At 73.7% G+C, this 11992-nt stretch carries 10 protein-coding genes and 1 pseudogene; 5 read left to right on the forward strand and 6 right to left on the reverse strand.

The annotated features are described in order from the left end of the window. Positions 1 to 112: 112 nt before the first annotated feature. From VF825_RS10910 to VF825_RS10925, 4 genes are read right to left on the reverse strand one after another with little or no spacing between them, the layout of a single operon-like run. Complete coding sequence (locus VF825_RS10910) at positions 113 to 922, reverse strand: OAM dimerization domain-containing protein (RefSeq protein WP_331113114.1); 810 nt, start codon at positions 920 to 922, stop codon at positions 113 to 115. Next, positions 919 to 2514: a lysine 5,6-aminomutase subunit alpha gene (locus tag VF825_RS10915; RefSeq protein WP_331113116.1), complete on the reverse strand. Its 1596-nt coding sequence runs from the start codon at positions 2512 to 2514 to the stop codon at positions 919 to 921. Before VF825_RS10915 ends, VF825_RS10910 begins: the two co-directional genes overlap by 4 nt. Further along, positions 2511 to 4121 (reverse strand): amidohydrolase, encoded by a 1611-nt coding sequence (locus VF825_RS10920; RefSeq protein ID WP_331113118.1) that lies wholly within the window; start codon positions 4119 to 4121, stop codon positions 2511 to 2513. Before VF825_RS10920 ends, VF825_RS10915 begins: the two co-directional genes overlap by 4 nt. Next, positions 4118 to 5218: an L-erythro-3,5-diaminohexanoate dehydrogenase gene (locus tag VF825_RS10925; protein WP_331113120.1), complete on the reverse strand. Its 1101-nt coding sequence runs from the start codon at positions 5216 to 5218 to the stop codon at positions 4118 to 4120. The genes VF825_RS10920 and VF825_RS10925 overlap by 4 nt, the downstream gene beginning before the upstream one ends. A gap of 85 nt (positions 5219 to 5303) precedes the next feature. Here VF825_RS10925 and VF825_RS10930 point away from each other — a divergent pair, with 85 nt between their 5' ends. From VF825_RS10930 to VF825_RS10945, 4 genes are all read left to right on the forward strand, one after another. Continuing rightward, positions 5304 to 6779 carry a lysine 2,3-aminomutase gene (locus tag VF825_RS10930; protein ID WP_331113122.1) on the forward strand — a complete coding sequence of 492 codons (1476 nt, stop codon included), beginning with the start codon at positions 5304 to 5306 and terminating at the stop codon, positions 6777 to 6779. 170 nt (positions 6780 to 6949) lie between these two features. Beyond that, positions 6950 to 8176 carry a phosphodiester glycosidase family protein gene (locus tag VF825_RS10935; RefSeq protein ID WP_331113124.1) on the forward strand — a complete coding sequence of 409 codons (1227 nt, stop codon included), beginning with the start codon at positions 6950 to 6952 and terminating at the stop codon, positions 8174 to 8176. Next, a complete protein-coding gene (locus VF825_RS10940; RefSeq protein ID WP_331113126.1) occupies positions 8173 to 8730 on the forward strand; it encodes a phosphatase PAP2 family protein in 558 nt (185 codons plus the stop codon). The genes VF825_RS10935 and VF825_RS10940 overlap by 4 nt, the downstream gene beginning before the upstream one ends. Next, complete coding sequence (locus tag VF825_RS10945) at positions 8727 to 9602, forward strand: decaprenyl-phosphate phosphoribosyltransferase (RefSeq protein WP_331113128.1); 876 nt, start codon at positions 8727 to 8729, stop codon at positions 9600 to 9602. The genes VF825_RS10940 and VF825_RS10945 overlap by 4 nt, the downstream gene beginning before the upstream one ends. Positions 9603 to 9607: 5 nt before the next feature. Here VF825_RS10945 and VF825_RS10950 read toward each other — a convergent pair whose 3' ends face one another. Further along, positions 9608 to 10366, reverse strand: coding sequence for a decaprenylphospho-beta-D-erythro-pentofuranosid-2-ulose 2-reductase (locus tag VF825_RS10950; protein WP_331113130.1), 759 nt, complete (start codon positions 10364 to 10366; stop codon positions 9608 to 9610). Beyond that, entirely contained in the window at positions 10363 to 11706 is a 1344-nt protein-coding gene (locus VF825_RS10955; RefSeq protein WP_331113132.1) for an FAD-binding oxidoreductase, read from the reverse strand. The genes VF825_RS10950 and VF825_RS10955 overlap by 4 nt, the downstream gene beginning before the upstream one ends. A 141-nt stretch (positions 11707 to 11847) precedes the next feature. On the opposite strand from VF825_RS10955, the pseudogene VF825_RS10960 reads away from it, so the two are divergent. Further along, a pseudogene (locus VF825_RS10960) lies at positions 11848 to 11992 on the forward strand (Cys-tRNA(Pro) deacylase); the annotation flags it as partial.

Here is an 11992-nt window from a genome sequence, read left to right on the forward strand (position 1 = left end):
GCCAGGGAGTAGGCCCCGTCGACGAGGTTGCCTGCGTAGTGCGCGTGGCTGTAGGGCACGTAGCGCCGGTGGGTGACGGTGGTGCCGACCTGCTCGGGCGTGGCACGGGGGCTCATCGGGCGTGCTCCTTCTTGTCGGCCAGCATGTGCACGAGGTAGGACGCCACCTCGCCGGGCGTCGTGCCCTTGCCGAAGATGTGGTCGACGCCGAGCTTGCCGGCCGAGCCCTCCTCGAATCGCGGGCCGCCGGCGACGAGCAGCGGCACCTTGCCGGCGGGGTAGGCCTCGCGGAACGCCGCCGACATGGTCGTCGTGTTGTGGATGTGGGCGTCCTTCTGGGTCACCACCTGGCTGACCAGGACGGCGTCGGCCTTCTCCGCCTTCGCGCGGGCGACGAGGTCGGGCACGAGCACCTGGGCACCGAGGTTCACGACCTTGATCTCCCGGTAGTACTCCAGGCCCTTCTCCCCCGCGAACCCCTTGATGTTGAGGATCGCGTCGATGCCCACCGTGTGGGCGTCGGTGCCGATGCAGGCCCCCACCACGACGAGCTTGCGGCGCAGCCGGGACTTGATCGCGGCGTTGACCTCCTTGGCCGACAGCAGCGGGTACTCCCGCTCCACGACGGTGACCTCGCGCAGGTCGACGAGGTGGTTGACGCTGCCGTAGACCACGAAGAACGTGAAGTCCGGACCCATCGCCTTGGCGTGCACCAGCAGGGCCGGCTCGATGCCCATCTTCTTCGCCAGCTGCAGGGCGGCGCCCTCGGCCCGCTTGTCGTGCGGGATGGGCAGGGTGAAGGACACCTGCACCATGCCGTCGCCGGTGGTGTCGCCGTAGGGGCGGATCAGGTCGGGGGCCTGGGTATCGCGGGTGGTCGCCTCCGCGGAGCCGCCCGCCGCGGGGCTCACTGCCGTGCTCACTTTGCCGACTCCTTCTGCTCCAGCAGGGTGATCGCGGGGTTGTCGTAGCCGTCGGCGCGCCTGACGACGCCGTCGAGGCCCTTGCCGGCGTCCGCGGGGCGCTTCATCAGCCCGAACGTGCCGTCGGCGATGGCCGACAGCAGCGGCGGGTCGCCGGCCGCGTCGGAGTCGCTGACGATCCGCTCGAGCAGGTCGACCGCCTCGGAGAGGACCTGCCGGGCCCGGGTCTGGATGAAGCCGTCCCGCGGCGGGTGGAAGTCCTCGGTCAGCCCGCCCGCGGCGTTCATGACGTAGCGGACGTTCTGCAGCGCCAGGTCCCGGTCGGACAGGAACGGGGTGACCACGGCCTCGGTCATCATCCCGACCAGCAGGATCCCCTGGCCGGTCATCGCGCCGACGAGGTTGAAGAACCCGTCGAGCAGGTAGCCGCGGAAGACGTCGCCGGTCATGTGCTTGGTCGGCGGCATCCACTTCAGCGGCGCGTTGGGGAACAGCTGGCGGGCGAGCATGGCGTGGGCCAGCTCCATCCGGAAGCTGTCTGGCAGGTCGGGGTTGATCTCGAACGCGTGGCCCAGCCCGAGCTGCCAGTCCTGCAGCCCCGCCTCCTTGGCGAAGTACTCGTTGAGCAGCTGGCTGACGGTGACGGTGTGTGCCGCCTCGACCGCGTCGGCGGTGGTCAGGTAGTTGTCCTCGCCGGTGTTGATGATGATCCCCGCCCGGGCGTGGATCTGGCGCGAGAACCGTTGGTCCACAAAGGTCCTGATCGGGTTGATGTCGCGGAAGAGGATGCCGTACATCGAGTCGTTGAGCATCATGTCGAGCCGCTCGAGGCCGGCCAGCGTGGCGATCTCGGGCATGCACAGCCCGGAGGCGTAGTTGGTCAGCCGGATGTAGCGGCCGAGCTCCTTGCTCGTCTCGTCCAGGGCGGCCCGCATGAGCCGGAAGTTCTCCTGGGTGGCGTAGGTGCCGGCATACCCCTCGCGGGTCGCGCCCTCGGGCACGTAGTCCAGCAGCGACTGCCCGGTGGAGCGGATCACGGCGATGACGTCGGCGCCCTCACGCGCCGCGGCCTGCGCCTGCGGGATGTCCTCGTAGATGTCGCCGGTGGCCACGATGAGGTAGATCCACGGACGCTGCCTCGGGTCGCCGTGCCGCTTGACGAGCCGGTCGCGGGTGGCGCGGTTCCTGTCGATGCGGGTCATCCCCGGCTTGACCGTGCGCATCGCGAGGGACTGCGCCGACCGCAGGTCGCGACCCTCCGGCAGGCGGAACGAGACCGATCCGGCGGCGGCCTTCTGGGCCAGGGTCAGCAGGTCCGGCGCCTCGCCGCGGCGCAGCGCGTCGAAGACCGGCGTGGTGACACCGTGCTCGAGACCGACCTCGTCGCGCACCCGGGAAACCAGGTGGTTGACCCACGGGACGCGCTCGTGGTCGGCGCCGGCGAGGCCGGCCAGGCGCAGCACCGCGCGCTCGACGGAGACCGTCGTGTGCGTGCGGGCCAGCTTCACGACGGGCGCACCGGCCTTGCGGGCCAGGGACCGGGCCTTGCGGACCACGGTCGGGTCGAGCTCGAGCTTGGCGGGTTGGCTCATGTCAGAGCACCTTCACGGTCGAAGACGGTGCGGCCGCGGATGACGGTCCGCAGGTTCACGGGCAGGTCGGCGCCGGGGCCGAGGTCGGGCAGGCCCGGCGTGCCGGAGCGGGGGTCGGTGCTCCAGGTCTGGATGCGGTCGTCCGGCGCCTGGACGACGAGGTCGCCCACGGACCAGACAGCGAAGCTGGCCGGCTGGCCCAGGTCGAGGTAGCCCCGGTCGTCGATGCCCCCGGCGCGCCAGCCGCCGCGGGTGTGCGCCAGGAACGCCGAGCGGGCGGAGATGCGCTGCTGGGGGTTGTGGTGGTTGACGCAGGCGCGGATCGCCTCCCACGGCGCGAACGGGGTCACCGGGGTGTCCGAGCCCAGCGCCAGGGACAGGCCGGCGGCGGCCATCGAGGCGACCGGGTTCATGGCCAGGGCGCGCTCGGCACCCAGCCGCGCGGCATACATGCCGGCCTCGCCTCCCCAGGCGGCGTCGAAGGCGGGCTGGACGCTGGCGTGGACGCCGAGGTCGACCAGGGCGGCGATGGCGTCCGCGTCGGGCATCTCCAGGTGCTCCAGCCGGTGCCGGGCGCGGCGGACCACGTCGGCGCCGACCCGGTCGGCGGCCGCGCGCAGCCCCGCCACCACGGTCTCCACGGCGGCGTCACCGATGACGTGGAAGCCGGCCTGCACCCCGGCGAGGCTGCAGGCGGCCACGTGGTCGCGGACCTGCTCGACGCTGAGGTAGGCGCAGCCGTGGGTGTCCTCGTCGGTGTAGGGCCGGCGCACCCGAGCCGTGCGCGAGCCGACCGAGCCGTCGGCGCACAGGTCGCCGGCCAGACCGCGGGCGCCCAGCCGCGAGACCAGGTCACGCGCCGCCTGCTCGTCCTCGACCAGCTCGCCCCAGTAGGCCATCACCTGCGGGCCGTCGCCGCGGTCCCCGGCGGCGATGACGGCCGCGAGGTCCTCGGCGCTGCTCAGGTGCGGGGCCCCATGCTCGTGGACCAGCCCGATGCCGGCCTCCGCGGCGGCCCGCAGGGCCAGGTCGACATGGCGGCGGCGGTCGGCCGGGGTGATGCCGGCGTGGAACGCCTCCCGGGCCAGGTGGTGCGCCTCGCGCAGGACCAGGCCGCTCTCGTGCCACCCGTCGCGGCCGCGAGCGCCGCCGGCCGCGGCCAGGGCCGAGGAGACCACGGCGGAGTGGGCGTCGACGCGCGGCATGTAGACCACGCCGCCGTAGGAGGCGCGGTCCAGCTCGGCGCCGGTGGCGGGGCGCGCCTCGGGCCAGGCCCGCTCGTCCCAGGAGTGGGCGTAGACGGGACGGCCCTGGCGGGCGCGGGCCGCATTCTCGATGCGGGACAGCGCCTCGGCCAGGGACAGCGCGTCGGACAGGTCGACGCCCTCCAGCGACAGGCCGGTCATCGAGGTGTGCACGTGGGCGTCGACGAACGTCGGGGTGACCAGGGCGCCGTCGAGGTCCACCACCTCGTCGACGGCGTCGGCGTGACCGGCAGCCGCCTCCTCACCGCCGATCCACGCGATCTCGTGGCCGGTGACGACCAGGGCGGTGGCGAACGGGTCGACGGGGCTGTAGACGAAGCCCCCACGGTAGAGAGTGCTCACGGGGCCACAGTCTGCTCGTGCTCCAGGCGTCCCTCGAACAGGGCCCGCACCGCGGCGTTGCCACGCAGCAGCGACAGGGCGTAGTCGGCGTGCCCGGGGACGTAGCCGTTGCCGACGAGCATGCGGACGTCGGCGGCCAGGCCCTCGGCGCCGAGCGCCGCGGCTGCGAAGTTGGTGGCCATGGAGAAGAAGATGACCGTGCCGCCCTGGGCGGTGGACAGGATCGCCGGCTGCTCGCAGCCGGGCACGTCGACGCAGACCACGGTGATGTCGGCGGCCCCACCGGCCGCCTCCACCGCCCCGGACAGGCCCAGCGGCGAGCGCGCGTCGGCGATGACGACCTCGTCCGCCAGCCCGGTGCCGCGCAGCAGCTCGGCCTCGGCCTCGAACGGCACGACCGCGACCCGGCGGCCGGCCCCCGCGTCGGCGGCAGCGGCCAGGGACAGCGAGCCGGACTTGCCGGCGCCCCCGAGGACGAGGACCGAGGGGATCTGCCCCCGGTCGGTGTACTCGTGCACCACGCGGGCGACCAGCGCCGGTGCCCCGCAGACGTCCATCACCATCAGGGCCAGCTCGGGGTCGAGGTCGGCGGGCAGCTTCGCCGCGATGGAACGGCCGAACAGGATGGCGTGGCCCTGGGCCGGGACGCGCTCGGAGCGGCCGTCCCAGCGGGCGAGCCCGTCGGTGAGGGCCAGCGGGGTGAGGGAGAGGGAGACCAGGGTGGCGACCCGGTCGCCCGGGACGAGGCCGAGCGGGCTGTCCGGGCCGACCTCCTCGACGGTGCCGATGAGCATGCCCCCCGAGCCGGTGACGGGGTTCTGCATCTTGCCGCGGGTGGCGACGATGTCGAGGACGGCGGCGCGGACCGCCTCGCCGTCGACCTCCCCGGCCGGCGTGCGGTGGGCCTCGGCGAGCTGGCGGTAGGAGGCGGCGTCGAGGTTGAGCGTCTCGACGGCGATGCGCACCTCGTCGGGCCAGACCTGCGGCGAGGCGTCGAGGCGCCGGGCCGCCTGGGGCAGGGTGATCCGCTCCCCCGCCGGCTCCAGCACCCGGTGCAGGCCGACCGGCGAGCTCGGGGTGGTGCGCACGTCGTTCACAGCGGGTCCTCCATCAGCGGCGTCGGGAACAGATCTTGCGGTGAGGCTTGCGGTTCGCCGCAAGTTCTCCCGTATCCTGCCAGTCATGAGCGCGAAGATCGAGCAGCCCTACGCCTACCGCCGTCGTGAGCTGGTGGAGCCCGACTGGACCCGCCTGCCCGGCTGGAAGGACGTCACGGCCGCCGAGTGGGCCAGCGCCCAGTGGCAGCGGGCGCACTGCGTCAAGAACGTCAAGCAGCTGCGCGAGCTCATGGGCGACCTGCTCACCGAGGCGTTCTACCTCGACCTCGAGCGCGACCAGGCCGAGCGCGCCACCATGTCGATGCTCGTGCCGCCGCAGATGATGAACACGATGGTCCCCTCGACCGACGGCGCCATGCCGGCGGCGGGCGCCGAGTTCACCGCCGCGTTCTACGCCGACCCGGTCCGGCGCTACATGCTCCCGGTGTTCAGCGACCGGCGCACCGACTGGCCCTCGCACCCCTACGCCTCCCGCGACTCGCTGCACGAGCACGACATGTGGGTGGCCGAGGGGCTGACCCACCGCTACCCGACCAAGGTGCTGGCCGAGCTGCTGCCGACCTGCCCGCAGTACTGCGGGCACTGCACGCGCATGGACCTCGTCGGCAACTCCACGCCGACGGTGGCCAAGCTCAAGTTCGACCTCAAGCCGGTCGACCGCTACGCCGCGATGCTGGCCTACCTGGGCAACACCCCCTCGGTGCGCGACGTCGTCGTCTCCGGTGGCGACGTGGCCAACATGCCGTGGAAGAACCTCGAGGCCTTCCTGGACCGGCTCCTGGAGATCGACAACATCCGTGACATCCGCCTGGCGACCAAGGCGCTCATGGGTCTGCCGCAGCACTGGCTGGCCGACGACGTCGTCGAGGGCGTGGGCCGGGTGGCCCGCAAGGCCCGAGAGCGCGGGGTCTCCCTGGCGATCCACACCCACGTCAACAGCGCCCAGTCCGTCACCCCGGCCGTCGCCGCCGCCACCAGGGCGATGCTCGACGCCGGCGTGCGCGACGTGCGCAACCAGGGCGTGCTCATGCGGGGCGTCAACGACAGCACCGAGGCGCTGCTGGACCTGTGCTTCGCGCTGCTCGACGGCGCCTCGATCACGCCGTACTACTTCTACATGTGCGACATGATCCCGTTCAGCGAGCACTGGCGGATGTCGCTGGCCGAGGCCCAGCACCTGCAGCACTCGATGATGGGCTACCTGCCCGGCTTCGCCACCCCGCGGATCGTGTGCGACGTGCCGTTCGTCGGCAAGCGCTGGGTCCACCAGGTCGACTCCTACGACACCGAGCGCGGCATGTCCTACTGGCGCAAGAACTACCGCACCTCGATCGAGGGCGAGGACGCCGAGGCGCTCTCGCGCGAGTTCGTCTACTACGACCCGATCTACACGCTGCCCGAGGCCGGCCGGCAGTGGTGGGCCCAGCACGGCGGGCACGAGGAGGCGCACGCGGCGGCCGTCGAGCAGGCGCGCGCCTCCCGCGAGGCCGCCGAGGCGCAGTCCCTGGAGCCGGTCCCCAGCCACTCGGTCCACGCCTGAGGCACCGACGCGGGCCCACCCGCGCCCACCCCGGTATGCCGTGCCCCTCACCGTGAGGGGCACGGCATACCCGTCGTTCCGTGGGCTGACGCGACGACGTCCCGAAGGATTTCCCCGCCCGGCACAGGCCCGTGCCTTACCGTCTGCAACGAGACGCCGGGAGGACCTACATGGCTGGACAGAGCACCATGCGCCGGAGGGCGCTGCGGCGCGCCGGGATGCCCCCGGGGGCGCCGCGCCGTCGTCGGTGGTGGCCACGCCGGCGCTGGCTCCAGGGCCTCCTCGTGCTCGCTCTGGGGGGCGCGCTGCTCGTGGGGTCCAGCCTCGCCCAGGCCCTCATGGCGCCGGGCACCGACAGCGCCGCGGCGCGGCTGGCCGAGTGGGCCCGCTTCCATGGCCTGGGGTGGGTGGTCAGCGACCTCGAGCAGGCGCAGTACGCCCTCTCGCCTCCCGCCGTGGGCGGCACTCCCACCGGGGGCATCCCGCAGGTGCAGCCGGACGGGCCCGCGACCGCGGCCGGACCGCAGCGCACGGCGATCCCCCGGCCGGAGGCGGTGCGCCGGCTCTCGGCCGCTCCGGCGCCGTTGACCCTCCAGGCTCAGCCGCCCCTGCCCGGGGAGGGCCGCTGGCAGACCCTGGTCCAGGTGCACGGCGACCCGGCGATCCGTGCGGCCTTCCTGCGCCCCGACAGCGTGCACACCAGCTACGTGACGGGGGTGGCGTGGCTGGACCAGCACCTGCTGCGGTTCTCGTTGCACCCCGGGACCCAGGTGCCCGGCGGGACGGGCTGGCCCGTGGCCCCCACCGTGCCGCGGTCCGCCCGGAGCGCCCTCATCGCCACGTTCAACTCGGGGTTCACCATGCAGGACGCCCGCGGCGGCTACTGGCAGGGCGGGCAGCAGGTCGGCACCCTGCGCCGGGGCGCGGCGGCGATGGTGTTCTACCGCGACGGCCACCTCGACGTCGTGAAGTGGGGGCGGGACGCCCGGCTGGGCCCGGACGTCGTCGCGGTGCGGCAGAACCTCGACCTGCTCGTGGACGGGGGCCGGCTGTCCCCCGACCTCGACAGCACGACCACCAGCACGTGGGGCAAGACGCTGGGCAACCGGGCGTACGTGTGGCGTTCCGCGGTCGGGGTGCGGGCAGACGGGTCCGTCGTGGTCGTCGTCGGCGCCTCGCTGTCGGTGCGCTCCCTCGCGACCCTGGTCCGCGACGCCGGAGCGGTCCGGGCGATGGAGCTGGACATCAACACGTCCTGGACCAACTTCATGACCTACACCCACCCCTCCCCCGGGACCGCGGTGCCCCACATGCTCACCAGCGACGAGCGGCCGCGGCCGGACCGCTACCTCTACCCCTCCAGCCGGGACTTCGTCTCGGTCGTGGCGCGCCCATGAGCGCCGCGCAGTGGCTGTCCGGCGGCGGCCTCGCCGGGACGTGGTCCCGGGTCGAGGGGGTCGACCTCGCGGTCCTGACCGGCGTGCAGTCCGCCACGCGCGCCACGCCCGTGCGTGCCGCCTCCCGGATGCTCAGCCGGGCGGGCGAGCACGCCCTGGCGCCGGTGGCGCTGGGGCTGCTCGGCGCCGCCGTCGACCGGCCCCGGCAGGGCGCCTGGCTGCGCGCGACCGGCACCGTGGCGGCCTCGCACCTGCTCAGTGTCGTGCTCAAGCGGGTCGTGCGCCGCGGGCGACCCGTGGACCTCAGGGTGGAGGTGCTCGTGCCGGTGCCGAGCCGGTGGAGCTTCCCGTCCTCCCATGCCACTTCGACCACGGCCGCGGCGGTGGCCTACGGCAGGGTGCTCGGCCGGCGGCTGCCCTGGGTGGCTGTCGGGCCGATGGCCCTGAGCCGCCTCGTCCTCGGCGTGCACCACCCCACCGACGTCGCCGCCGGCGTGCTCCTCGGGGTCCTGGCCGGCACGTCGGTCGATCCCGGACCAGGAGGCACACCATGACCGTGTGGGGCGGGCTCGTGCGCACCGCGCGGCCGCAGCAGTGGACCAAGAACATCCTGGTCCTGGTGGCCCCCGCCGCGGCGGGAGTGCTGCTGCAGCCGGAGAGGCTGGCCGCCGCGCTGACAGCGGGCGCGGCGTTCTGCCTGGCCAGCTCGGGGGTCTACTTCATCAACGACGTCCGCGACGTCCGGGCGGACCGCCTTCACCCGCAGAAGTGCCGACGCCCCGTCGCCGCCGGTGTCGTGCCCGTCCCGACCGCCCTGGCGGCCGGCGTCATCCTGCTGCTGTGCGCCCTGGGCGTCTCCGCCGCGGTGTCCAGTGCGCTGGTGCTGGTCCTGCTCACCTACGAGGTCGTGCAGGTGACCTACTGCCTGGGCCTGAAGGACCAGCCGGTCCTGGAGCTGGTGAGCGTGGCCAGCGGGTTCCTCCTGCGCGCCGTCGCCGGGGGCGTCGCCGTGGCCGTGCCGCTCTCACCGTGGTTCCTCGTCACCGCCGGCTTCGGTTCACTGTTCATGGCGGCCGGCAAGCGGTATGCCGAGGCACAGCTGGTGGGTCGCACCGGCCTGGCCGTGCGCCCCGTGCTGCGCCACTACACGCTGACCTACCTGCGTTTCGTGTGGACCCTCGCGGCGGGGGTGCTCGTCACGACCTACTCCCTGTGGGCCTTCTCGGTCCACGACCTCAGCGACCGGGAGCAGAGCACCTGGAACGTCGTGTCCATCATCCCGTTCGTCACCGCGGTCCTGCGCTACGCCGTCAACGTCGACAGCGGGGAGGCGGGTGAGCCGGAGCAGATCGCCCTGCATGACCGGGTCCTGCTGCTCCTGGGGGTGCTCTGGGCGGCTGCGCTGGGTGCCTCGGTGTACGGGTAGGCGGCTCACACCGGGAGCCGGCGGAACACCGCGCGGGGCAGGTGCCGCAGCACCGACATGACCCAGCGCAGCACGGCCGGGGACCAGACGGTGTCCTGGCCGGCGTCGATGGCCGAGACGATGACCTCGGCGACCTGGGCCGGGTCCTGCGCCAGGGGCGCCGGGGCCAGGCCGGCCGTCATGGCGGTGCGCACGAAGCCCGGTCGCACGACCAGGACGTGCACGCCGTCGTCCCGCACGGCATCGCCCAGACCGGTGAAGAACGCGTCCATGCCGGCCTTGGTGGACCCGTACACGAAGTTGGACCGTCGGGGTCGCTCGCCGGCCACCGAGGACAGCGCGACGATCGTGCCGTGTCCCTGGGCGCGCATGGCGCCGGCGAGCAGGACGCCGCAGCCCACCGCGGCGGTGTAGTTGACCTGCACCATGGCCAGCGCCGCGTCGAGGTCCTGCCAGGCCCGCTCGGGGTCGCCGAGGACCCCGGCAGCCACCACCGCCACGTCGACGTCACCACCCGTGAAGGCCGCCTCGACGGCGGACTGCCAGGTCCGCGACTCACCGGCGTCGAAGTCGACCTCGTCGACCTGCGCTCCCCGGGCGGCCAGGGCGGCGGCGGCCGTGCTGCGTCGCGGGCCGGGCCGCGCGGCCAGGGTCACGTGCACGCCGCGCCGGCGCGCGAGGAGCCGCTCGGCCGTCGCGAGCGCGATCTCGGAGGTGCCCCCGAGGAGCAGGACCCGTTGCACGTTGCCCGTTGCGTCCTTCACAGCTCCAGCCTCCGTGCCATGTCACTGGTGAACACCCCGGTGGGGTCCACGGCCGTCCTGATCGCCCGCCACTCCCCCAGCCGCGGATACATCTGCGGGATGAGCCCTGCGGGCGCCCGGGAGTCCTTGGCGAGGTAGAGCCGCCCTCCGGCCTGGACGACCTCCTCGTCGAGACGGTCCAGGAGCGCCCCGAGGTCGGGCGTCAGGGCCAGGTCGAGGGCCAGGGTCCAGCCGGGCAGGGGGAAGGACAGGTGGCCGGCACTGGCCGGGCCGAAGCGCTTGAGGACCGCCAGGAACGAGCCGTGACCGGTCGCGCTGAGCAGGCCCACGCAGCGACGCAGCGCGTCCTCGGCGCCGAAGGGCACGACGAGCTGGTACTGCAGGAACCCGGCCGGCCCGTACAGGCGGTTCCACCCCGCCACGCCGTCCAGGGGGTGGAAGAAGTGGGCGAAACCCTGGACCTCGTCACGGCGCTCGCGGGGGGCCTTGTGGTACCAGACGTCGTTGAACGCGGTGATCGTCGCCCGGTTCAGCAGGCCGCCGGGGAACACCGCCGGGGTGGGCAGCGGCCTGGGCGGGCGGAAGGCCAGCGGGTCCTCGCGCAGCCCGCGCGGCAGGCCGGCCCGCGGCGCCGGCCTGCCCCGGGTGAGGACCGAGCGGCCGAGCGAGGCCCCACGGGCGAGGCAGTCGATCCACGCGACGGACCAGGCGTAGCGGTCGTCGCCCTCCTCCATGCGCGTGAGCGCGTCGTCCAGGTCGGTGGTGCGCTCGGTGTCGACCAGGCAGAAGGCCGACTCCACGCGCTGCATCCGGATCGTGGCCCGCAGGACCACCCCGGTCAGGCCCATCCCGCCGGCCGTCGCCCAGAACAGGTCGTCCTCGGGGGTGAGGCTGCGGACGGTGCCGTCGGCGGTGAGCAGGTCCAGGGACGTCACGTGCCGGGCGAAGCTGCCGTCCCGGTGGTGGTTCTTGCCGTGGATGTCCGCGGCGAACGCCCCGCCGACCGTGACCTGTCGGGTGCCCGGGGTGACCGGGACGAAGAGCCCCTGTGGCAGCAGGGTGCGCATCAGCGTGTCGAGGCTGGCACCCGCCTCGACGGTGACGAGGGCGCGGTCCGCGTCCACCGAGAGGAGGCGGCGCCGGGCCGTCATGTCGAGGACCAGCCCGCCGCCGTTCTGGGCGGCGTCACCGTAGCTGCGACCCAGGCCACGCGCCAGGACACCACGGCGGTCGGCGGCGGCGAGGGCGCGGACCAGCTCGGCGTCGTCGCCGGCCCGGACCACCCGGGCGACGCTGGGGGCGGTCCGGCCCCAGCCGGTCAGGGCCTGTCGCGTCTCCACAGCCCTCCTGTCGCCGTGCGGTCATCCCCCGCCATGGTGCGGGCGCCCCGGTGCCGGAGCTCGCGTGCCGACCCTACCCAGCGGGCCTGTGGCGCACGGCTCTCCACGCCGAAGAGTCGCATCGTGGCTAGGGTCGGGCGCATGGGCAAGGGCAGGCAGGGCAGCACCGGCACCCCGGCGACCGTCGCACTGACGAGGGCGGGCATCGCGTTCCAGGCACGCGCCTACGAGCACGACCCGGCCGCCGCGTCGTACGGGCTGGAGGCCGCCGAAGCGCTCGCGGTGG

The sequence above is a fragment of the Oryzihumus sp. genome, from assembly GCF_036391795.1.
Lineage (GTDB): Bacteria > Actinomycetota > Actinomycetes > Actinomycetales > Dermatophilaceae > Oryzihumus.